This is a genomic window from Guptibacillus hwajinpoensis, assembly GCF_005144865.1.
In the GTDB taxonomy this organism is placed as follows: Bacteria; Bacillota; Bacilli; order Bacillales; family Guptibacillaceae; genus Guptibacillus; species Guptibacillus hwajinpoensis_A.
In genome coordinates, this window is the sequence record NZ_SWFM01000001.1 from 557,201 (window position 1) to 581,716 (window position 24,516).

The 24,516-nt window shown below is 40.3% G+C and carries 20 protein-coding genes; all 20 read right to left on the reverse strand.

Translation table 11 applies throughout. The features are described from left to right. Positions 1-73: 73 nt before the first annotated feature. Entirely contained in the window at positions 74-991 is a 918-nt protein-coding gene (thrB, locus tag FBF83_RS02750) for a homoserine kinase (protein WP_136945596.1), read from the reverse strand. Then, entirely contained in the window at positions 988-2,046 is a 1,059-nt protein-coding gene (gene thrC / locus FBF83_RS02755; protein WP_136945597.1) for a threonine synthase, read from the reverse strand. The genes thrB and thrC overlap by 4 nt, the downstream gene beginning before the upstream one ends. Next, entirely contained in the window at positions 2,046-3,338 is a 1,293-nt protein-coding gene (locus tag FBF83_RS02760) for a homoserine dehydrogenase (protein ID WP_136945598.1), read from the reverse strand. Before FBF83_RS02760 ends, thrC begins: the two co-directional genes overlap by 1 nt. Before the next feature lie 317 nt (positions 3,339-3,655). Beyond that, a complete protein-coding gene (gene ftsZ, locus FBF83_RS02765; RefSeq protein ID WP_136945599.1) occupies positions 3,656-4,798 on the reverse strand; it encodes a cell division protein FtsZ in 1,143 nt (380 codons plus the stop codon). A gap of 30 nt (positions 4,799-4,828) precedes the next feature. Beyond that, positions 4,829-6,106, reverse strand: coding sequence for a cell division protein FtsA (gene ftsA, locus FBF83_RS02770; protein WP_136945600.1), 1,278 nt, complete (start codon positions 6,104-6,106; stop codon positions 4,829-4,831). 471 nt (positions 6,107-6,577) lie between these two features. After that, positions 6,578-7,354: a cell division protein FtsQ/DivIB gene (locus tag FBF83_RS02775; protein WP_136945601.1), complete on the reverse strand. Its 777-nt coding sequence runs from the start codon at positions 7,352-7,354 to the stop codon at positions 6,578-6,580. A 541-nt stretch (positions 7,355-7,895) separates the two neighbouring features. Beyond that, positions 7,896-8,807, reverse strand: a complete 912-nt coding sequence (gene murB / locus FBF83_RS02780) for a UDP-N-acetylmuramate dehydrogenase (RefSeq protein ID WP_136945602.1) — start codon at positions 8,805-8,807, stop codon at positions 7,896-7,898. A 55-nt stretch (positions 8,808-8,862) separates the two neighbouring features. After that, the gene (gene spoVE / locus FBF83_RS02785) at positions 8,863-9,963 is read right to left on the reverse strand and encodes a stage V sporulation protein E (protein WP_136945603.1); all 1,101 of its coding nucleotides are present in this window, start codon (positions 9,961-9,963) and stop codon (positions 8,863-8,865) included. Between the two features lie 68 nt (positions 9,964-10,031). Then, positions 10,032-11,372 (reverse strand): UDP-N-acetylmuramoyl-L-alanine--D-glutamate ligase, encoded by a 1,341-nt coding sequence (murD, locus tag FBF83_RS02790; protein ID WP_136945604.1) that lies wholly within the window; start codon positions 11,370-11,372, stop codon positions 10,032-10,034. Further along, positions 11,372-12,346, reverse strand: coding sequence for a phospho-N-acetylmuramoyl-pentapeptide-transferase (gene mraY, locus FBF83_RS02795; RefSeq protein WP_136945605.1), 975 nt, complete (start codon positions 12,344-12,346; stop codon positions 11,372-11,374). Before mraY ends, murD begins: the two co-directional genes overlap by 1 nt. Positions 12,347-12,364: 18 nt before the next feature. Next, the gene (locus FBF83_RS02800) at positions 12,365-13,717 is read right to left on the reverse strand and encodes a UDP-N-acetylmuramoyl-tripeptide--D-alanyl-D-alanine ligase (RefSeq protein WP_136945606.1); all 1,353 of its coding nucleotides are present in this window, start codon (positions 13,715-13,717) and stop codon (positions 12,365-12,367) included. Beyond that, positions 13,714-15,177: a UDP-N-acetylmuramoyl-L-alanyl-D-glutamate--2,6-diaminopimelate ligase gene (locus FBF83_RS02805; protein ID WP_136945607.1), complete on the reverse strand. Its 1,464-nt coding sequence runs from the start codon at positions 15,175-15,177 to the stop codon at positions 13,714-13,716. The genes FBF83_RS02800 and FBF83_RS02805 overlap by 4 nt, the downstream gene beginning before the upstream one ends. Positions 15,178-15,274: 97 nt before the next feature. Beyond that, positions 15,275-17,194: a stage V sporulation protein D gene (locus FBF83_RS02810; protein ID WP_136945608.1), complete on the reverse strand. Its 1,920-nt coding sequence runs from the start codon at positions 17,192-17,194 to the stop codon at positions 15,275-15,277. A 62-nt stretch (positions 17,195-17,256) separates the two neighbouring features. Continuing rightward, positions 17,257-19,455: a penicillin-binding protein gene (locus tag FBF83_RS02815; protein WP_136945609.1), complete on the reverse strand. Its 2,199-nt coding sequence runs from the start codon at positions 19,453-19,455 to the stop codon at positions 17,257-17,259. 20 nt (positions 19,456-19,475) lie between these two features. Then, a complete protein-coding gene (gene ftsL / locus FBF83_RS02820; RefSeq protein WP_136945610.1) occupies positions 19,476-19,844 on the reverse strand; it encodes a cell division protein FtsL in 369 nt (122 codons plus the stop codon). Positions 19,845-19,879: 35 nt separating this feature from the next. After that, positions 19,880-20,809 (reverse strand): 16S rRNA (cytosine(1402)-N(4))-methyltransferase RsmH, encoded by a 930-nt coding sequence (gene rsmH, locus FBF83_RS02825; RefSeq protein WP_136945611.1) that lies wholly within the window; start codon positions 20,807-20,809, stop codon positions 19,880-19,882. Positions 20,810-20,843: 34 nt separating this feature from the next. Further along, on the reverse strand, positions 20,844-21,275 hold the full coding sequence (gene mraZ / locus FBF83_RS02830) for a division/cell wall cluster transcriptional repressor MraZ (protein ID WP_048309899.1): 432 nt from the start codon (positions 21,273-21,275) through the stop codon (positions 20,844-20,846). A gap of 144 nt (positions 21,276-21,419) precedes the next feature. After that, a complete protein-coding gene (bshC, locus tag FBF83_RS02835) occupies positions 21,420-23,042 on the reverse strand; it encodes a bacillithiol biosynthesis cysteine-adding enzyme BshC (protein ID WP_136945612.1) in 1,623 nt (540 codons plus the stop codon). Positions 23,043-23,143: 101 nt separating this feature from the next. Beyond that, positions 23,144-23,527 carry a DUF3397 domain-containing protein gene (locus tag FBF83_RS02840; protein ID WP_136945613.1) on the reverse strand — a complete coding sequence of 128 codons (384 nt, stop codon included), beginning with the start codon at positions 23,525-23,527 and terminating at the stop codon, positions 23,144-23,146. Positions 23,528-23,545: 18 nt separating this feature from the next. Further along, positions 23,546-24,424: a 2-dehydropantoate 2-reductase gene (locus tag FBF83_RS02845; RefSeq protein WP_169525147.1), complete on the reverse strand. Its 879-nt coding sequence runs from the start codon at positions 24,422-24,424 to the stop codon at positions 23,546-23,548. Positions 24,425-24,516 lie beyond the last annotated feature (92 nt).

The window sequence follows — 24,516 nt, forward strand, 5'->3', positions numbered from 1 at the left end:
AAATATCACTAGTTTTGTCATGCGTCATTTTTTAAAGCAAACAAAAGCCGCCCAAGTTTGGACGGCTTCTTGACTATTGATTTTGAAAAGCACAATTGGATCGTTCTACCCCGCCAACAGCGGGTAATAAAATTTCACAACGGTACATAGGGAATGCTTCTTCCAATTTTAGACGAAGCTCCTTCGATGTTCCTACTCCAGTAAACACAATCAAAGTGGGACCTGCACCACTCAATGCTACCCCAAATGCTCCATATTTTGTTGCGTAGTTCCTTACATAAGCTAAATCAGGAACGAGATGTTTTCGATACGGTTCATGAAATCGATCATATTTCATTAATTTACCCGCAATTTCCCAATTGTTCTGTAAAGCGGCTGCAACGAAAACATTCGCAACGCTACTCGCTTCAACGGCTTCTTGATATCGCAGCTGATCTGGAAGCACAGAGCGAGAATCTGTAGTTTTTAACTTATGTGTCGGAATGAGCGCAACCATCTCTAAGTCCTTAACTTGATTCGAAATGGTTCCTAATTCTCTTAGTCCTGAAGCAATAACAAGTCCTCCATAAAGCGAAGCAGCAACGTTATCCGCGTGACCTTCGAACTCTGTTGCGATATGGACCTTTTCATCAAGGCTTAAACCTAGATCCATCGTATAGTCTGCAATTTCAACCGCCGCTACAATCGCTGCTGCACTGCTTCCAAGACCTCTCTCAAGAGGTAGCTCACTTTCCATTGTTACGGTATGTGGTTTTGCATTAATTCCACTGCCATACTTTTGTTCAATATACTCGATCGCTTGATAAACCATATTCTCTTTGCCAGATGGAAAGGATTCATCAAAGCCAATGTAATGGAACGACCAATCTGTTGAACGTTCAAGTTTAACATGGAGATATCGATTTATAGCGAGACCTATTGAATCAAATCCCGGGCCAAGATTTGAGGTGCTTCCCGGAATTTTTAGATGGATTCGTTCTTCTTGACTCAATGGCTAACACATCCCTTTAACTCTTCCATAAATTTCTCTTTGTCTGCTTCTACAACGCGTGGTTTCACCAAGACGTTATCCATCGCTGTTGATGGATCTTTTAATCCATTGCCAGTTAAGACAGCAACAACGCTGCTTCCTTTTGCAATTTCCCCTGAAGCCACTTGTTTCATCACACCAGCTACTGAAGCACATGAAGCTGGTTCAGCAAAAACACCTTCTTTTTTGGCGAGCTCTTGATAAGCAACTAGAATTTCCTCATCTGTCACACTATCCATTTTTCCCTGGGACTCCAGCACAGCTTCTTCAGCTAGATGCCAACTTGCAGGATTACCAATTCGTATTGCAGTTGCAATTGTCTCGGGATTAGGGATAATTCTCTTTTGTACAATTGCGGCAGATCCTTCTGCTTCGAAACCACGCATTTGTGGCCTTTTTCCTTCTTTTAGATACTCTTTAAAACCTTTCCAGTATGCAGATATATTCCCAGCATTTCCGACTGGTATGGCTAGCACATCCGGTGCCTTTCCAAGTTGGTCGCACACTTCAAATGCTCCTGTCTTCTGTCCTTCAAGACGATAAGGATTTACAGAATTCACAAGTGCGATTGGTTCAGTTTCGGCAATATCTCGAACCATTCTGAGTGCTTCATCAAAGTTTCCGTCAATTTCAAAGATTTCTGCACCGTATATCATTGCTTGAGCAAGCTTTCCTAGCGCTACTTTGCCCTTTGGAATGACTATGATACAACGCAGGCCTGCTCTTGCCCCATAAGCCGCCGCTGCTGCAGCTGTGTTTCCTGTTGAGGCACAGATGATTGCATCACTTCCATTTTCTTTCGCCTTTGCTACAGCCATGACCATACCTCTATCTTTAAAAGAACCTGTTGGATTTGCTCCTTCAATCTTCACGTATAATGAAATTTCGAGCTCATGAGAGAGTTGATCTAGTTTCAAGAGAGGTGTATTCCCCTCATTTAAACTTAGAGTTGGTGTGTCTTCACTTATTGGTAAAAAATCCTTGTATTGCTTCAGAAGCCCGTTCCAGCTATTCATTACATTCCCTCCACACGGTAGCGACTTTTCACTTCAACAACAACATCAAGATCCCTCAATCGATTATGAACGTCCTCAAAATCTTTTTGATTCGTTTCATGTGTGATGATGACTAACTCAGCTGTTCCATTGTTCACAACAGGTTCCTGAATAAGTTTCTCTAAACTTAACCCACGATCTTGAAATAGATGAGAAATCTTTGAAAAAGCACCTGGTTCATCTTTAACAATTAATCTAATGAAATGTTTGCTCTTGATGTCTTTATCTTCTTTCAACCTACGTTCATGTTGAGGCAGGATTACACTTTTTCCGTTTACTCCAAGTCTCATATTCTTGATTACAGCTACAAGATCCGATACAACAGCAGTAGCTGTTGGTAGCTGTCCTGCACCTGGACCGTAAAACATCGTCTCACCGACCGCCTCACCGTAAACATAGACTGCATTATATTCATCATTAACGGAAGCTAAAGGATGTCGTGATGGAAGTAATGTTGGTTGAACTGATAGTTCAATAGATCCATTCGTAGAGCTCGCAATCCCTAGAAGCTTAATTGTATATCCTAGCTTTTTACTGTAGGCAATATCATCTTCATCAACGCGTGTAATGCCTTCTACTTTTACATCATCAAGCCCAACTTTCATTGAAAAACCTAGTGTGCCAAGAATAACCATTTTTCTAGCTGCATCTAGTCCCTCTACGTCTGCTGTTGGATCTGCTTCCGCGAAGCCAAGATCCTGCGCTTCTTTCAATACACTTTCATAAGGTACATTGTTTTTCGTCATCTTAGTGAGGATATAATTTGTTGTTCCGTTTACGATGCCCATGAGCTTCGTAATCCGATCAGAAGATAAACCTTCTACTAAACTTCTAAGAATCGGAATTCCTCCGGCAACACTAGCTTCATAGAATAGATCACTCTCATTCTCAACAGCCGCTGTTAACAACTCTCTTCCGTGAATTGCCATTAAATCTTTATTAGCAGTTACGACATGTTTATGGTTATTTAGTGAAGCAAGAATAAATTCCTTTGCCTGATCAATTCCACCAATAACCTCAATGACAACATCCACATCTGGATTGTTAATAACATCATCAGGATTTTGAGTAAGAACACTATCATCTAGATCGACGCTGCGATCTTTATCCATATCTCTTACAAGTACTTTTGCCACTTTAACCTGACACCCAACTCGTTGCTGCAATTCTTTCTGGTGAGAATCAATCATATGTACCACACCGCTTCCAACTGTTCCTAGTCCTAACAATCCAACTGATACGCAATCCTTCATATATTCTCCACTCCTTTGTCCTTCTGGTGAGGACACTTGTTTTTATATAATGGACATTATACGTGTGATAGGCAAAGAACACAACACCGTTTTCAGAAAAAAAGAAATTTATTTTCTTTTTCAAGATTCTTTACGTAAACTTTGTTGCTGTCTCACCTGTCCCGCTAGTCCCGCAGGAGTCGAGCACCTTCCGCTCCAATCAACTACGATATGCGGTTCTCTATCGAAAAACCTTTGAAAAGCAACACTATTTTAGAAAAGAGTCTATTACAAACACAAATAAAAAAACCAGCTCTAAAAAGAGCTGGTTTACTACTTTATCTTCTATTGCGTTTTCGATTGCGAAGGAATGTAGGAATATCCAATGTGTCATTGGATTCGTCTACACGTGAACCGAATTTAGATGGTTCTGGCTGCGCTTCTTCCTCTTCATGCTTTGTTTGCTGAATCGGAGCACTTTGCTTCGATTGAGATGAAGGACGAGGTGCAGTTTTCTTTTTATTTTCACTTTCATCGAACCCTGTAGCAATAACAGTGACAAGAATTTCATCTTTCAAATCTTCATTGATAACAGAACCGAAGATCATGTTAACATTTTCATCAGAAGCAGATGAAACGATGTCTGCTGCTTCATTCACTTCATAAAGACTGAGGTTAGAACCTCCAGTAATGTTCATAAGAACACCTTTAGCGCCATCGATTGAAGTCTCGAGTAACGGACTTGAGATCGCCTTTTTAGCTGCCTCAGATGCACGATTTTCTCCTGTTGCAATACCGATACCCATAAGTGCTGAACCGCGCTCAGTCATAATGGTTTTCACATCGGCAAAGTCAAGGTTAATTAACCCTGGTACTGCAATTAAATCTGAGATTCCCTGGACACCTTGACGAAGAACGTTATCCGCTTCGCGGAACGCTTCAAGCATAGGTGTGTTTTTATCAACAATTTCAAGCAAGCGATCGTTAGGAATAACAATCAACGTATCCACTTTTTCTTTAAGCATAGCAATACCAGTTACAGCTTGCGTTGAACGCTTTTTACCTTCAAATGTAAATGGACGTGTTACTACGCCAACTGTAAGTGCACCAAGTTCTTTAGCAATTTCAGCAATAACAGGAGCTGCTCCAGTTCCTGTTCCGCCTCCCATACCTGCTGTTACAAAGACCATATCTGCACCGCTTAGTGCTTCTTGAATCTGCTCTTTGCTTTCCTCAGCTGCTTTCTTACCAATCTCCGGATTAGCTCCAGCTCCTAGACCTCTTGTTAATTTACCACCAATTTGCATTTTCACTTCAGCTTTAGCTAAGTTTAAAGCTTGTGCATCCGTGTTAACAGCGATAAATTCAACACCTTGTACACCATTCTCAATCATTCGATTAACGGCGTTGCTTCCGCCACCGCCAACACCGATTACTTTTATTTGCGCTAATTGTTCCATATTCATATCAAACTCTAACATCTTAGGTCCTCCTAATCTTGTAATAGCCCTTTATTCAACAAATAGATTAAAGAAATTCTTCACTTTCTCTTTCATACCTGGTGAAGATTTTTCACCTGGTTGAGGTTCGGCTTTTGTTCTACGCTTGGGCTTCACTTCATCTTCAGGGTTAAGCGATGCTGCTACTTCTTTCCCCTGAATTTTCACATTTTTATACGTGAATTGGATAAGACCAATGCCTGTTGTGTATTGCGGTTCGCGTACGCCGATATAGTCAGGGACAGCAACTCGTACATTATGCTGTAGAATATCACGTGCAAGCTCTAGTACACCGTCCATTCCAACCATACCTCCTGTTAGAACAAAACCGCCTGGCAGTTCACGAATCCCCATTCGCTTGATTTCGTCTTCTATCAATTCTAACATCTCTTCAAGCCGAGGTTCTATAATATGAGCTAATTCGTACTGATTAAATTCTTGTTCAGCCGAACTCCCTATAGTCGATACTGTAAAAGCTTCCTCTTCTGAAGCAAGATCAACGAAGGCATTGCCGTGCTTAATCTTAATTCGCTCAGCTTCTTCAGTCGTTGTTCTTAGACCAATCGATATATCTTTTGTTACATGGTCGCCACCAATTTGTAGAACTGATGTAGCTTTTAATGAGCCTTCTTCAAAGATTGAAATGGTTGTAGAACCAGCTCCCATGTTAACAAGAGCCACACCAAGATTACGTTCATCTTTGGAAAGGGCCATTGCACCACATGCAAGCGGTTGAAGACAAATATCTGCAATCTCAAGGCCCGCTTTTTCAACGCATCTTAACAGATTATGTAATACCGTTTTGGAACCTGTAATGATTGTTCCTTCCATTTCAAGGCGGACTCCAATCATGCCACGTGGATCTGTTATGTCATCTAAGCCATCGACAACGAACTGTCCCGGAATTACGTCAATAATTTCTCGCTCAGGAGGGATAGAAACAACTTGTGCTGCGTCAATTACCCTAGCAATATCTTCATCGTGGATTTCTCGATCCTCACTCGATACAGCGACTACCCCATGACAAGGTTGAAGCTGAACGTGATTGCCGTTAATTCCTACAATAACAGAGCGAACTGATAAACCTACCATTCTTTCTGCGTTTTCTACTGCCTGTTTAATTGAACGAACAGTTTCATCTATATCAACAATCGATCCTTTGCGAATTCCATCAGAAGGCGCACTGCCGACTCCTAGTATATTCAATGAATCGTTTGTCATCTGGCCAATGATTACTTTCACATTGGATGTACCGATGTCTAGACTCACATATATCTCATTGCTGTTCATTCTCCTGGCACCTCCTTCAAAATACTACCATATTCAGGTATTTGTAATTTCTCTATATTAGCGTTGAAAAAATGTCCAACACCTTTATATACACAACAACCAACAGAATTAAACTTCCTCAAGGTTGGTTTATATAACTCCCGGGAAGAATGTGATATAAGGACTCTATTCCACAAATGCGCTTATTTCCCTTCTTTTGTACAAGATTTTCTTAATTTTTACTGCCAAACCTTAAAATCATTTCAATCTTTCAATCTAGTTCAACCAAAATTAAAAAGAAGCACGTAAATAACAGTCTACACCATGTCAATGCAGTAGAAAAGTCACTGTTTCAATAATCGGATAGTTTTTCTCTATTTTGGCTGTTTTTTATGAACTTCTGTACTGTATTCGATGAAATGCCCTGCTTATAAGCGTTCGCTAAAGAAGTACATTCCATGTCCATTAACCAATAGACTATAGAAATATTCCTTATGATTCTGGCTTTTCGTCTACTTTAACTTCTTCATAAGGTTCAAGCCAGCTACCTTCGTTCAGGTAGAGTATTCCTTTTGGTTTATCTTTTAGTTTGTTCACGATGAGCGGGTAACTGTTTACCTTTTCGGCAAAAGTGTTAATACTTGTCCTCACTTCATATCCATCGGTCATATACAGCGTCAGGTTAAATGCCTTATTGTCATCTGGTGTATAGTGAATCTCAGAGATCCGATTAATAACACTCATCTTGACTTTTCGAAGCTCCCCTGCCATATCTGAAAGCTCGGTACTTTCATTCCATTGCATAAGAATTGGTGCACTTACCGGGGTGTCACCTTTTGGTAGTGCCTTAAGAATTGAACCTGTCTGTAAAATCGGGAAGTATTTGCTTCCCTTTTTCAAATAAGCTACTCTTTCATTCTCTATAACTTCTATAAGAACAGTGGCAGGAAATTTCCTCGTAACAGTCGCTTCCGAAATTTCTTTGGATTTCTCGACGCTCTCTTCAATTTTCTTCGTGTTAATGTTCCAGAAACTTATGCTTTCATCCACACCACTCAACTTCTGGATCTCTTTCTGTGAAACATAATTATTATCTAACACTTCTACATTCCGAATATGACTCAGGGAAGATTGGAAATAGATGATCAGCAAAATGAGAAAGAAAAAGATTGATAGATAGACAATTAGTCTTCTATTCGCACGCTGCTTACGCTGTGCCTTTAATGTTGGGATTCGATCTTCAATTGTGACAACTTTGCGATCTTCCATCGTCTTGCCTCCGTCTCCGGTTAGTAAACTTCTGAATGTTTCAAGTGCAAATTATGCTCATCATGGCAACCGAACGGCATGATAAACCTCATAATAGTCATTTCACCTATTATAGCACAATTGCGGGACTTATTATCCAAACGAAAGAAATTCATACCATAGATTTATCGCTCCGCTATTTCATGATAAAAACCTTGAGTGCGACTTCCTGCAATAGGTGATACATTCTTATTCAGAATCACCAAATTATTGTCACATTCATATTGGCTATAAGTCAAAAAGAAAGGCTGTTTTCGTAGACATTGTGCTTTAAAGTAGTGGTTGCTTGGACGGGACGCTTGAGCCTCCTCTCGGCACAATAACATTACGCCAACGGGGCCTCACCTGTCCCGCTAGTCTCACAGGAGTCGAGCACCTTCCTCTCCAATCAGCTAATTGTGGTCCTTTATACAAAAATTCTTTCAAAAGCAACATCATTTAGAAAAGAGCCTTTAGAAAAAAACAAAAAAAAAGAGCGCTATGGATCCATAGCGCTCTTTTTTTATTCATATACAATTTCTACTTCTGTTTGAAGATCAATTCCAAATTGATCTTTTACAGTATGTTTGATCAAGCTAATTAAGTTAAGAACATCGTCTGCTTTTGCTTCACCAACATTAATGATGAAATTACCATGCAAGTTAGAAATTTGTGCTCCTCCGATTTGGTGGCCTTTCAAACCCGAATGTTCAATTAGTTGGCCCGCATGATTCGGAAGAGGATTTCGAAACACGCTACCACAGCATGGTTCTTTCCATGGCTGTGTATCTGAACGGTATTCTTTATTCTTGTTCATTTCTGAGACGATTGTATCTTTGTCCCCTTTATTCAATCTAAAGATCGCTTCTACAACAATTCCAGATCTATGCTGAAGTACGGATGTCCGATATGAGAATTCCATTTCTTCATTCGTTAACCATTCCAAACTTCCATCTTTAAATAACACTAGTGCTCTTTTTAAAATATCTGAAACATCAGCTCCATGAGCGCCAGCATTCATGTAGACAGCACCGCCAACTGAACCTGGAATTCCTCCTGCAAATTCAAGACCAGACAAACCTTTATTACTAATGATTGTGACAAGCTTAATGAGAGAATAACCTCCCGCAACACGCAGTTCAGTTCCATTAAGCTCTATATCATCCATCCCTTTTCCTAGCTTAATGACCACCCCATCTATACCTTTATCACTTACCAGCAAATTAGAGCCGCGTCCAATCGCACGCCATTTCACATCATATTGGTGAATGGCATTCATTATTTTCTTTAGTGATTCCTTATTTTTCGGTTCAATCAGTAAATCAGCAGGTCCACCGATTCGAATGGTCGTGTGTTTGGACATCGGTTCATTCATACGAATTCTTCCGACATCCTCTTTTCGTAACGCTTCTTCTAACCGTGTTAACTTACTCATCGTTACCTCCTGGCATCCGAACAATTTAATCTAGCCCATGATTTCAGAATGCACTTTAAAACTTGGCATACCGACTGATATTAAGTAGCACACCCATCGCGATGAGCATAAGTGTTAATGACGAACCGCCATAACTAAGGAAAGGGAGCGTAATTCCTGTTACAGGCATAAGTCCTGTGACAACCCCAATATTAATCATAACTTGGATGGCAAGCATACCGATGATTCCTACTGCTAGGAGACTTCCAAATAAATCAGGTGCTCTAAGGGCAATCCTGATCCCCCTCCATAGAAGAAGAGAAAATAATAGAATCACAAATGTTCCGCCAATAAATCCTAGTTCTTCTGATAAAATCGCAAAGATAAAATCAGTTTGTGGTTCAGGTAGATAGTAGAATTTCTGTCGACTTTGACCTAGTCCAAGTCCCATTAATCCTCCCGGCCCAATAGCATAGAGAGATTGAATGATTTGAAATCCACTTCCAAGTGGATCACTCCAAGGATCTAAATACGATGTTATTCTAGCAATTCGATAGGGAGCTGATAAAATCAACCCAGCAAATCCAGCAAGGCCAACCATGCCAAGCCATACAAAATGAGAAATCCTAGCACCAGATATGAAAATCATCACCACACATGTACCGACCATTACTGCGCCCGTTCCAAGGTCTGGCTGAAGCATAATCATTGCAAAAGCAACGAACACAATCCCAAGAGAGGGAACAAGACCTTTCTTGAAAGAAGTAATTCGCTTTTGGTTTTCTGAAAGGTATTTTGCAAGGAACGCAATCATTGCAAGTTTAGTGAATTCAGAAGGTTGAATCGAAAACGCACCAACACCAAGCCAGCTTCTTGCTCCTCCTCTAACTAGTCCGATTCCTGGAATAAGTACAAGAACCAGTAGGATAAAACAGATGAGGACGCCTACTTTTGACCAGGTTCTCCACGTCCAATATTCTACGTTCATGACGAAGAACATGGCTACAATGCCGATACCAGCAAAAAGAAGCTGCCTTTTTGCGAAGAAAAAGGCATCGTCAAATTTATAAGATGCCCATACAGCGCTGGCACTGTATACCATGACTAGTCCAATCGCTAACAGAACAAGCGTTGCAGTTAAAAAAACGAGGTCTGGCGTTGATTTTGTTTTCGGCAATAGCCCCACACTCCGTTATCGTCGATTTTACCTAACCGATAGAACCGGGTAAGCAAGACAACCTCTCATTAGAGTCTATGCATTGCCTCAATAAAGATGTCTCCACGCTCTTCAAACGTCTTAAACTGATCCCAGCTAGCACACGCTGGAGAAAGTAGGATTACATCTCCGGTTTCGGAAAGATCGTAAGCTGTTGCAACAGCTTTTTCTACATTATCGACAACTGTGACTGAATTCAGTCCTGCCGTTGAGGCTGTATCCTTTAATTTCTGAGCAGTTTGTCCAAAAGTAATTAAGTGTTTAACCTTTGTTTGGAAATATGGAATAAGATCATCAAATCCATTGCCACGATCTAGTCCACCCGCAAGCAAAATAACAGGCTTTTCAAAAGAATCTAACGCTTTTTTCGTAGCTATCGAATTGGTTGCTTTTGAATCATTAAAGAATTTACGACCGCTTACTTCACCTGCGAATTGAAGGCGATGTTTCACACCATGAAAATTCGTCAGTTCGCTGTGTATTTTCTCATTAGAAACACCAGACAATTTAGCAACTGCAACTGCCGCAAGCGTGTTCTCAATATTTTGTTTCATAGAAAGATCTTCTACTTTAATGACGTTCTCTTCTTGGAATACAACCCAACCATCGACAACACCTACCCCATTATCTAGCTTTTTTGTTGTAGAGAATGGAATAAGTGTAGCTTCCGATGCTTCTGCAAACGAAGAAACTAAGGAATCATCCGCATTGTAAACAGCATAGTCATTTGAAGTCTGATTAGCGAATATCCGTGCTTTCGCAGCAGCATACGCATCTTTGGATCCATGATAATCAAGATGTGCTTCATAAATATTTAGAAGAACAGAAATATGAGGATGAAAATGAACTGTCCCCTGTAACTGAAAGCTTGAAAGCTCTGTAACGAGGGTTTGGTTAGGTGTTGCCTCTGCTGCCACTTCGCACACAACAGTACCAATATTACCCGCTACAATTGGATTTAACGGCGTTTCACTTAACAACTCACCAATTAGAGTTGTTGTTGTTGTTTTACCGTTTGAACCTGTAATCGCAATAAAAGGAGCTTCGGAGATTTCTCCTGCAATTTCTACTTCCGTTACGATCGGAATGCTACGTTTCTCAGCTTCAACTAGTAGCGCATTATGATATGGAATACCAGGATTTTTAACGATTAAATCGATTCCATCTAATAATTCAAGAGGATGTCCTCCACCCACAACCGTAAAACCTACTTCTTGCAATTCAATCGCTTTAGGATTGTTATTTACTTCTTCACGATCATTAACCGTTACATTCGCTCCCATAGACTTGAGTAACTTTGCTGCTGCAAAGCCACTTTTCGCGATGCCCATCACTAGTACAGATTTATTAAGATAATTTACTTTTTTCATTACATCCACACCTCAAGATAAATTCCAAATGTTGCACATAGCAAACCTACTGTCCAAAATGTAGCGACAACTCGCCATTCTGTCCATCCCGATAATTCATAGTGGTGATGAAGAGGGCTCATCTTAAATACGCGTTTACCTGTAGATTTAAAAGATGCAACCTGAATAATAACAGAAAGCGTTTCAATGACGAATACTCCACCTATAATAACAAGAAGAAGTTCTAACTTCGTCATGATCGCTACAGCAGCAAGTGCGCCACCTAGAGCAAGCGATCCTGTATCTCCCATAAACACTTTTGCAGGATGAGCATTAAAGACAAGAAATCCAAGTACTGCACCTACAACACTTACTGAGAAGATGGCTATATCATACATATATGCCGTTGCAGCTAGGATAGCAAAAGCACCAAATGCAATGGCTGCTGTACCTGCAACTAAGCCGTCTAAACCGTCTGTTAAGTTAACAGCATTCGATGCCCCAACCAACATAACAAATAGCAAAATAATATACCCGATTCCAATATCAAAGCTCCACTCTGTGCCAGGAACACGAATCGCTGTATCGAAACCAACTGTTCTTAAACCAAAATAAACAAGTATTGCAATCAGAACCTGACCGAGTAACTTTTGTTTGGATGTTAGTCCAAGGTTTCGTTTCTTAACAACTTTGATGAAGTCGTCTAAAAATCCAATAAGTCCATATCCAACTGTTACAAACAATAGCAACCAGATTTGCATTGATATCTCATCATACTTAAGAGCAATGATTATTGTCCCTAGAATGATTGAAAGCAAAATAATGAGTCCACCCATTGTAGGTGTACCGGATTTCTTTTGATGGGATTTAGGTCCTTCTTCCCTTATGCTTTGGCCGAATTTAAGTCTTCTTAAAAACGGGATAAATACCGGTGAAACAAGCACCGCTATAATAAATGATGTTAATAAACTAAAAATCAATAAACGTTCAATCAATGTACTGCCTCCTTAAAATTAATTCCCTAGTGCCTTTAGTATGGTTTCAAGGCCAAGCCCTCTTGACGCTTTTAATAAGACAGCCGTCCTATCGTCAAGCTTGCCTTTTAAATATGATGCGGCATCTTCTTTGCTTACAAAGGAAACAGCTGGCACTCTTTGCGCTTTATCTTCTGTCAACCCATCATAAATCCACTTTGCTTTTTCGCCAACGGTAATGACTTCAGTTATTGGCTCTCTTATAGAAGAAGCGATATCGCGGTGAAGAGCTTCTTCCTCGTTACCAAGCTCATACATGTCACCTAGTACAGCTATTCTTTGATCAAACCCTTCTAGCTCTACTAACGTTTCCACAGCCGCTTTCATGGAAGTTGGACTTGCATTATATGCGTCATTAATAATCAAAGCACCAGAAGGTAAACGGTATTGCTCTAACCTCATACCTGTAAGAGTCAAGCTAGATAAAGCTTTATGAATTTCACCTTCAGAAAGGCCAAGCCTTCTCGCAGCTGCAATACTGTAGATCGCATTTTTAATATTATGTTTGCCTAATAAGTTGATCTCGAACGGAGAATCCTCATTTTTCAATGTGAACGTATAACCGTTCTCTCTTTTTTCAACTTTATCAATTTGGAGATCGTTGGTTTCACTATACCCACAGGATAACGCGTGATCATAAACAGGTGCTAACAATGGCTCATCACCATCAATAACAAGCAAACCGTCTGATTTAAGTCCTTCAGCAATCTCCATTTTGGCTTTCGCAATGTTTTCTCTACTTCCGAGTTGAAGTAAATGAGATTCACCGATATTTGTAATAACCGCAATATCTGGATTTGCAATTGATGTAAGAAGTGAAATCTCTCCAGCAGAACTCATTCCCATTTCGAGAATAAGAACGTCAGTCCCTTCTGGCATAGCAAGAACAGTCATTGGAAGCCCCCAATGGTTATTTAAATTGCCTTGCGTTTTGTATGTTTGATACTTAGGGCTCAAGACAGCTTCTAGCATATCTTTCACTGTTGTTTTTCCATTGCTCCCCGTGACGCCAATGACATATGGTTTCTGCTCTTTCAGGATCTGCTTAGCAAGTTCCTGCAAACCAACTGTTGTATCTTCCACCATATAAACTTGAATTCTTCCTTCAAGATCCTGTGGAAATGGTTTACTTTTCTCCCACAGCGTTCCTGTTGCTCCGTTCTCAATGGCACGGTCAATAAAACGATGCCCATCAAACACTTCACCAACGATTGGAACAAATAATTTATTCGTACAATCCTTTCTTGTATCTGTTGCCACACCTTCAAAGACCAGTTCATGATCAACTGGTCCCTGACTGAATTCGTTTACTAACGATGCTTTAAAGTTCATGATTTACGCTCCTTTATAGCTTGTCGTGCTGTTGTGCGATCATCAAAATCCAGCACCTGATCTCCAATAATTTGGTATGTTTCATGACCTTTACCAGCAATTAAGACGATATCACCCTTATTTGCATGTGCGATCGCATAATGTATCGCTTCGGAGCGATCTGTAATCCGCACATACTCTCCTTCAACGCCTTCAACCATATCATCAAGTATGCGATCTGGATCTTCACTTCTTGGATTATCAGAAGTAAGAACAGCAGTATCAGCTAGTTTGGAAGCAATTTTCGCCATAAGTGGTCTTTTCGTGCGGTCACGATCTCCACCGCAACCTACAACTGCAAAGACTTTACCTACGGCCATATCTTTAACGGTGACAAGCACATTTTCTAGGCTATCTGGCGTATGCGCGTAATCAACAATAACAGGATAATTTTGCCCTTCATCAACCAGCTCGAATCGACCTGGAACACCCTCAATGGCTTCAAGGTTTTCTAGGATGCGATCAAGTGCCAACCCATTTGCAAGACTTGCAGAAATAGCAGCAAGTGCATTATAGACGCTAAATTTACCAGTCAGCTTTAATTTCACTTCACGCTCCTGATCAGGAGTAGTCAAGCGGAATCTTGTCCCATTAGCTGAAAAGGAAATATCATGGGCTTGAATGTCTGCTTCTCTGTCAATGCCATACCTCAATATATGTGCAGAGGTCATCTTCTCATAAGTACTAGAAGCCTCATCATCAACATTTAAGATCGCTACCTTTTTTCTTCCTGTATCATATGTATTACCTAATTGTGAAAAAAGAAGACCTTTTGCAAGGCGATATTCTTCCATTGTCCCATGGTAATCAAGATGATCCTGCGTAAGGTTGGTAAACACTGCAATATCGTAGTCACAACCTCTAACACGGCCAAGCGTTAACGCATGAGATGATACTTCCATTACGGCTGTATCGACATGCTGATCACGCATTCTCGCAAACTGCTTTTGAAGTAACAGCGGTTCAGGAGTTGTATTTTTTGTCTCAAATTCTTCGTCACCAATTTTCATATTAATTGTGCCAATTAAGCCGGTTTTTTGAGATTCATTTCGATGAATGCGTTCAATCAAATGTGAAACAGTCGTCTTCCCATTCGTGCCCGTTACGCCAATAAGGGAGAACGACTTGGTTGGATGTTGATAATAAAGATTCGCTAGTTCAGCGAGAGCACGATGAGCATCACGAACGACGATAACTGGAACAGACACATTCAGCTCTTTCTCAGAAACGAGCGCAACAGCACCTTGTTGAACAGCCTGCTCAGCAAAATCGTGCCCATCAACTGTATAGCCTGGAATACAAACAAATAGACTACCATCCTTCACTGCTCTGCTATCACTTTCAATTGAAAGAATATCTGGGTTTCCTTCACCTTTTTGCGTATATGTAAATAATGCATGAAGTAGATCGTTTAGTTTCATCTCTTTCAAACCTTTCTAGTTTGCTGACTTATTTTCAGAAAACAAGCCAAGAGCATATGCCTTGGCTTGTTCAATACTTATTGTACTCACAGGATGCCTATTTGTCACCCATATAAAGCCGAATTTCTGAACCTGCAGGTAATTTCACTCCAGGATCTGGTGCTTGTGCCACAACTGTATTTCCTTCACCGCTTGAATCTATCTTCAAATTGTACATCGCTTGACTAATCTCTTTAGTTGACATGCCAACTAAATCAGGCATTTCAATCATTTCTTCGTCAAGCCAAGTCTTTTCTTTCTCAATTTGGTCTTCCCTTTTCTCAACACCCATAACCGTCAAACTATCATGGATAATATTACCTACAATTGGTGCAGCTACAATACCACCAAACTGCAGTGTATCTTTAGGGTTATCAATTGCAACATAAACAACAATTTGGGGATCATCCGCAGGAGCAAAACCAATAAATGATACGATGTGGTTATTTTTTAAATACGCACCATCTTTAGCTTTTTGTGCTGTTCCTGTTTTCCCGCCTACTCGATAGCCATCCACATATGCATTTTTACCTGTTCCTAAAGCTACGACTGTTTCGAGTGAATGTCTGACCTCTTTAGATGTTTCTTTTGAAATAACCTGTCGTTTTACTTTTGGCGTATTCTTACTTATAACGGCTCCTGTTTCAGGATCTAACCACTCTTTAGCAATATAGGGTTCATATAGGGTACCACCGTTAACTGCAGCAGAGACAGCTGTTACCTGCTGTATTGGTGTCACTGAAACCCCCTGACCAAATGCGGTAGTCGCAAGCTCAAGTGGTCCTACGTTATCAACATCAAATAAGATTCCGCTCGCTTCTCCTTGGAGATCGATACCTGTTTTTTCTCCAAATCCAAATTTATGAATATATGAGAATAGCTTTTCTTTTCCAAGACGCTCACCTAGCATAACAAAACCAGGGTTGCATGAATTTTGGACCCCTTCTAAGAAACTCTGGCTTCCGTGTCCGCCTGCTTTCCAGCATCTTAACTTTGTGCCTGCGACTTCAATGCTTCCTGGGTCATGGAAGTGATCATTCTCAAGATCAACTTTCCCCTCTTCTAAAGCAGCAGCAAGGGTAATGATTTTGAAAGTAGAACCTGGTTCATAAGTACTCCATACAGGCTTGTTCTGATTCCACACATCAGGGGATACATCTTGAAACTCTTCAGGATTAAAATTAGGTCGAGAAGACATACCTAGTATTTCACCTGTTTTCGGGTCCATTGCAATAGCTGCTGCGCCATCTGGATGATAAGTAGCTTCAGCAATATCAAGCTCACGCTCAATAATTGTTTCAATTCTAGAGTCTACTGTTAAGCGAAGATCAAGTCCATCGACAGGTTCGGTATAATCATCTGCGAGCGCAGGCATACGTTTTCCTTTCGCATCAGCATAGTATTCAACTTGACCCTTTTCCCCACTCAACTCTTCATCATAGTATGATTCAATACCAGTAAGACCCTGATTATCAATACCGCTAAACCCTAACACGTGTGATAAATAAGCACCATAAGGATAATGGCGTTTATTATCTTCTGCAATGTAAACGCCCGTTAAGTTCAGCTTGCGAATTTCATTTGCCTTTTCATTCGTCATTTTCTTTCCTTCTGGTCGAATCCACACCATTGATTCCGATTTGGTTATGGTTTTGTACACTTTTTCCTTGCTTGTGTTCAAAGATGCAGCAAGAGCTTCTGCTGTAGCTGCTGGATTTTGCACCTGCCTTGGAACGATCAGGACAGATGGAGCACTAATGTTCGTAGCAAGAGGGACATCATTTCGATCGAGAATCTCGCCGCGATTAGGTTCAAAAGGTATGTTTCTACTCCACGAATCTTTCGCCTTTTCACTCAACCAGTTTCCCATAACAAGCTGCACGTAACCGAGTCTAACTACCACAACACCAAAAACAAATAACCCTACAACAAGTACAAGAACGAGTCTCCTTCGGACAGTGACATTGGAAACGCGCATAAACTCATCCTCCCTGATTATGCTCGTTCCACTATATGTCCACTATGCTTGTGATATACCTGCTAGTCCGTTATTGCTTCTGTCGCTTCATCCGATTTTTCAGCCGGCTTTTCTTCTGCTGAAGGAGTTTTCAATTCTGCTACCAAATAATCACCTTTTTTTACAACACTACCAGGTTTAATCCCCTGTTTGGTTACATAACCAGAACCCATCATGTTTGGTTTTAAATCCATCAATTCGACTAACTTCATAACATCCGCAAGAGACCAACCTGTGATATTTGGCATTGTTACCTTGTCTTTGGTTTGTAAAATAATTCGTTCACCATCGAGGATTTTTGAACCGGCATGAGGTGATTGACTTACGACTTCCCCCTTACCAAGTGCAAGAACCTCCAAATCTCCCCCAAGCTCTTTTTTAGCTTGTTTAACATCCATACCAGTAACATCTTTTAAAACGGAGCCATTTTCATCAACCTGTTTTTTACTATTCGTTTCTTTCTTTTCAATTGGATCTATATTTAAATATTGAAGACTGTTCTTCATGATTGTATTAAAGATTAGGGATACTGGATCACTTCCAAGTTCCGGGTATTCTAACTGTGGACGATCAACAGCCACGTATACTATTAATTCTGGATCCTCAGCTGGAGCCATGCCAATGAATGAAAACACATTGTTTCCATATCCGCTCATATAACCTTTTGCCCCTTGTGAAATCTGGGCGGTTCCCGTTTTACCTGCAATCGTATATCCCTCTATGTTATAAGGGGTTCCTGTCCCATCTGTAACAACGGATCGAAGGATTTCTCGAGTGTGAGCAGCAGTCTCCTTCGATATTGGTTCTCCTACTACTTTTGGTTCATGATTAAGCTTCACTTTATTCGAATCAGGATCAACGATTTTCTCAATCACATAAGGCTTCATCATCTTTCCACCGTTTGCTATCGAGGTCGCTGCTTGAACCTGCTGAATTGGAGTGATTGTCGACCCCTGACCAAATCCAGTAGAAATTCGCTCAAGCTCTCCACTGTAAGTAATTTGTGACGTTCCTTCTCCAGGTAAATCAATCCCAGTTTTCTTTTCAAATCCGAACTTAGACAAATAATCTTTGTAACGATCGAATCCGAGCTTTTCTTTCACAAGAATGGATGCTGCTACATTGGAAGAGTTTCGAATTCCTTCATCGAAACTAATCACTCCCCAACCTTCTCCATTGTTGTGATCGGGTACACTTCCACCAGGTACTTTATATCTACCTGATTGATACAATTCATCACCGCTATATACACCTTCTTCAATTGCTGCAGCGAGTGTGAATATTTTCATCGTTGACCCTGGCTCAAATGACGAAATGGCCATGTTCGTATAATTCGAAATATCTCTTAAATTCGGATCAAACGTCGGACGATTGCCCATCGCAAGAATTTTACCTGTATCTGGATCAGCAACAATCGCTGTCATTCGCTCAGGGTTATACTTCTCCTGCGCTTCGTTCATGGCTCTTTCCATGAACAGTTGAATTTTCTCATCAATGGTTAAATAAACATCATTTCCGCTTTTAGAAGGTGTAATGTTCTCATTCCCGTAAGGAAGTCTAAAGCCCTGCCGATCACTCTGATACGTTTCTTTACCAGGCTGTGGAACTAGGTACTTGTTCAATTGCTTCTCTAGGCCGAGAAGTCCTTCTTGGACACCTTTTTCGTTCTCATTTGTAAATCCAAGAAGGTGTGATGCAAACTCTTCATTTGGATAAAGTCTCGTCTTGGTAGGAATAAATCCAACCCCAGGTAAATCGAGTTCTTCGATCTTCTCTTTTTTAGTTAGGCTTAAATTCTTTCCAGCAGATCCGAACTCGACCTGAAACACTTCTTCTCTAGATAGAATTTCTTTAATATCTGACTCTTTCATTTCAATGATTGGCGCAAGTTTTGACGCTGTTTCGTCAATGTCTTTTACGTATTCATCATAATTCTGATCTAAAATCGCCCTAAGTGTAAATGAGGGAATATCTGTTGCTAATTCATTTTCTCCTGTTCGGTCGTAGATTGTCCCTCGATCAGCTTCGAGTATTTTGCTCCTCGTCCATTTTTCTTGACCAAGTTCCATTAAATCTACTTTTTCTCCATCTACTCCTGATACCGCATGGGTCCATTCAATATAGAAAAAACGTCCAATAAAAGCAAAAAAGAGCAGGACAAATAGTGACATTAAAATCGCTGCTCCAACATTAATATGTGGGTTCTTATTTGTTTCTCTCATTTCAGTGCAAACCTCCGAAATTATGATCCCTTGTTAACTACTTCTACATTTTGATCATTCAGCTTCATGCCTAATTCATTCTGGGCAATATCCATAATTCGATCTGGTGCACTTAACTCTGTTACTTTCACCTGCAACTCTTCATTCTGTTTCAATTGAGCGCGCTGCTCAGACTCCACCTGTTGAATGCTCGTATTCAAATTGTAGATGGATGCATAATTCGAAACCATAAAAATAGACGCTGTCACAAACGCAAGTACAAGCATCATCCAGAGCAATTTCTCTCCTTTAGTTATACGTCCACGTTCAATATATACCGCTTTTTGCTTTACCTCTGCTTGCTTTTTCTGTGTTTGCTGCTGTTGATACTTATACGCCAGGTTACTCATTGTTTTCCCCCTTACACCTTCTCTTATTTTTCTCTTTACGCTTTCTCTGCAACGCGAAGTTTGGCTGATCTTGCGCGTCGATTTACTTCTTGCTCTTCTTCAGATGGTAGAATGGGCTTTCTTGTGATCAACTTCATTTCAGGCTGATACGCATCCGGAATAATCGGCATTCCTGGTGGAAGTTCTGGTCCAGAAGCTGCTTCCTTCATTGTTGTCTTACAAATTCGATCTTCTAGAGAGTGGAACGTTATGACACTAATTCGACCGCCGGGATTCAAGATAGACATGCCATCAATGAGTGCTTGCTCAAATACTTTAAGCTCATCATTTACTGCAATTCGAATTGCTTGAAAAATCCGTTTAGCCGGGTGTCCCCCTTTCCTTCTCGCAGGAGCTGGGATTGCATCCTTAATGATATCAACAAGCTCGAATGTGGTTTCGATCGGTTTTAGGTCTCTTGCTTTTTCAATTTTGCGAGCGATTTGTTTTGAAAACTTTTCTTCACCAAATTTGAAAAAAATCGAGACGAGACGTTCGTACTCCCACTCATTCACTACTTCATAAGCTGATAAACTGGAAGATTGATCCATCCTCATATCAAGCTGTGCGTCATGCTGATAACTAAACCCCCGTTCGCCTTTATCAAGCTGCGGAGAGGAAACACCGAGATCAAACAAGATACCATCAACACCTTCAATACCAAGGTCAGAAAGCGCTTCTTTAATAAAGCTGAAATTCCGCTCAATAACGGTAAGCTTGCTTTCAAACCCTGCTAGTGTTGTTTTGGCATTGTCAATGGCCCACTGGTCCTGGTCAAATGCATACAGGTGTCCTGTAGTGAGCTTGTCCAGTATCGCTTTTGAATGGCCACCGCCACCAAGCGTACAATCGACATAAATGCCATCCTCTTTAATATTTAATGCTTCTACTGCTTCTTCTTTAAGTACTGTAATGTGTTCAAACATAGCTACACCTTAACCTTCATTCCATATTGATCTTCTACAAATCGAAATCCATCATGCTTTCCGCGATCTCAGAGAACGATTCTTCTGAGGCATTGAAATACTCTTCCCAAACTGACTTATTCCAAATTTCAAGCCTGTTCGATACACCGATAACAACGCATTCTTTTTCAAGACCGGCATATTGACGTAAAGTACCTGCAATGTTTACCCTGCCCTGTTTATCCAATTGGCATTCAGTAGCACCAGAGAAAAAGAATCGGGTAAAAGCACGAGCATCTTTCTTTGTAAAAGGAAGTGTCTTCATCTTCTCTTCGAGGACTTCCCATTCGTTCATTGGATAGCCAAAAATACATTTATCTAGCCCGCGGGTTAAGACGAAGGTTTCACCAAGTTCTTCACGAAACTTAGCGGGAATAATCATTCTGCCTTTTTCATCAACAGTATGCTGATATTCCCCCATAAACATGGCTTTCTCCACCTCTCCCACTTTCTACCTCTAAGTTACCACAACTCCCCACTTTTCACCACTAAAAAATTAATTCGTACCACAACACAAAAATCCTGCTGTTCAGCAGGATTTTTATTTAAAACTATTCATTTATTTTATATTTTATAAAATAACGACTTTATGTTTTTCGTTAAAGGTAAAATCAAGCTCCATTAAGCGGTCAACAAAATCCGGTCCATGCCAGTTTAAGAAGTAGACTGCGTTCCATTTCCGTTCCTGTGGTGCGCCATTTGGTTTTAATGAAAGTCCAATCTCATCGAATTTAGAAAGATCATTCTCATGTTTGTATTCAATTGAGCTGTATAGTTTATTTTGAAGAAGGTCGAGCTGCCTTTGAAGAAAGCGGCCATTTTTCTCTGCATATCTCTCAAGTCCACTGTCCACTATCTTCGTTAGATTTAGTAGTTCCTGATGAATGTTTTCTACTTTTACTTTCGCTTCTTTAAACGTACCACCGATCCCCACATCATCAAGGTCACTAACATAGTTGTCTTTGAAAGGACTAATTCCTGACCGCAATACCTCTTCCATAGATAGCGACAAATCCGTAAGATGCTTTTGGATATGACGTTCAACAAAAGTAAATGTTAATCGAGGAACGATAACAGGCATTTTAAAATCAAATATTCGGAAGGCTGGTTTAAGTAGTGCCCAATAAGCTAGCTCTCCTGGACCCGCTACAAACGCGAGCACAGGAAACATCACATCCTGCATAATCGGTCGAGTTACAACGTTATTACTTAATTCTTCTGGGTGGTGATGAGCAATGTTGAGCAGGTCATCTCTAGTGAAAGTCGCTGCAATAGCTTTCCCTTCAAACCCATCTCCATTTCGTTCTAGAAGAATACGCTCTCCTTTGACTTGCGCAAACAAATTTGCCTGACGTTCGTCTAGTTCCACCCCAATTGGATAGCCTTGTTCTTTAAGCTGATCCGCCTGCTTAATGACTGCCTCATTAATCGCCTCATTGTTATCAATCATCTTCTTAAAAGCATCAACCTGAAGTTCACGAAACTCGGTATTTCCAGAATCAACAAGTACAAGTCCGTGCTTAGAGAAAAGCTCTGCCATCATGAAACAGAAATGATCAACAAATGTATCCGACTTGTCGGTAACGTCTTCAAGCCATTCCTGAAGATCCTTTGTATAAGACGTTTCACCAAAGTGTTGAAGCATCTCCTTTGTCCAGCCGTTAAGCTTTTCTTTATCAAGTGCTATGTCAGATAACGCTTGCTTCGTAAATTGCTTTTGAGGAACAGCCTCTTTCTTCTCTCGGTTCTTATCATACGTAAAGATATGATTCACTTCATGATAATCATGATCCTCTCCAGCAACCCAGAATATAGGTATAACTGGCACTCCAAGCGCTTCCTCTTTCTCTTCAGCGAGTTTAATCACTGATAAAGCTTTATTAATTGTATAAAGAGGTCCAGTCAAAACACCCGCCTGCTGTCCTGCTACGACAGTGACTGCGTCACTTTGGTTCAATCGTTCAATGTTTTTCATTGCACGCTCATTAGCATCGTACTTTACATTGAATGTTTTCAGATGAGCCGTTAAGGAAGTACGATCGTAATCGCGTTCCATAAGCTCATTATATCTGTCTTCGTATGATGTTGAATCCTGATATGTATAGTCAAAAAAAGCCGAGATGTTTTTCTTCTCAGCGATGTAATCTGTTGCAATTACATTTGATCCTGGAAGGAATGTTTCAGTGAGTTTCATAAAATTTCTTCCTTTCTTGACACAAATGCGGAACTCCGCCTTTTTAATCCTTAGTTAGTATATCAAACTTCCTGACGCCTACCAAAAAAAAAGCTTATGAGTTAGACCGTTAAGATACGGTGTACTAACCCAATAAGCAATAGGAGGATATAAGAGGTGGAAAACAATAAAAAATTAAAACGCCACGCTCCTTTAATAACCTTATGAATATGAATATCTTCTTTTGTTTTCCAGTGAAGAACCGTAAATCCTACAGCTGCACCTACCATTAGAAGTAAGATCACCCATAAAAAGGAGTGACCAAATAATTCTACGATGATGAAATGCACGCTTAGGATGAAAAAAATTGTCGAGATATCCACAGCAAGACGAAAGGAAAATTTTTTCTTCCGCGTCATTTTAACAGTCACAATGTACACAAGGTACCAGGCGAGAAGTGGTAAGGTTACTGCAGTAGCCACGATCCACGCCAGAACGTTTTCCATTTAAGTACACTCCCTTCTTTAGTTTCTTATCTTCTCAAGCCCTTTGATACTGTCATATACAAATCTTGAATACGGAACGTCTAGCCCCTTTAATTCTGCTTGCTTAAGAATAACTCCGGTAATGGCATCAATTTCAGTTTGGCGTCCACCCTTTAAATCAGCGAGCATAGAAGACGTATTCCTCGCTGTTTGCCTGCATACAGCTTGAACATTGCAGAGAGCCTCTTCATAGTCTAGTTCGAGAACTTGTGAGGATTCTCTAACTAATTCTCTTAATATCGTGTAAAACCTTGCATTCGTGAGCAATTCTCCATTTTCTATGCCAAAGATTCCGGTTAATGGATTAATCGCACAGTTCACTACGAGCTTTCTAGCTAGCATATGATACCAGTCTTTTACATAGTAAATTGGAAAGTCTTCACTTGAAAGATTATGTATTGATCTCGGTACGCCTCGATAAGTACTTACTTCAATAGTGCCAACTCCTTTATGTAGAACTGTCACATCATCAAGCTTTTTTGCTCCATGATTAATAATCCCAACTAAGATATTGTGGGATATGGACTCAAGATGCTGAATATGCGCCATCCCATTCTGAATGAAAAGCATATCCGGAATTTCTTCTCCAAAAACCTTATTGATACTCTCAACAACTGATGGAACCTGTTGTGATTTCACAGCTACAATTAATAAATCGACTTTGTCATCTTCAAGAACAGATGTTGATTGGACAGTAACTTGAGACACCTTTGTCCCTCTATACTGAATGCCTTCTGCTTTTAATTTATTTGCTTGTTGCACCTCATGGCAAACAAGAGTCACAATATGGTTCGCCATTGCAAACTTTGCAGCTAAAAGCAATCCAATCGATCCAGCTCCTATAATCGTTATTCTCAAACAATTCCCCACCTTTGTAGGTCGAATGAAACTTGCATTTCTTAAAGTTTAGCATATGTATTTCATCTTTATTATAAAAAAATCCCTTAACA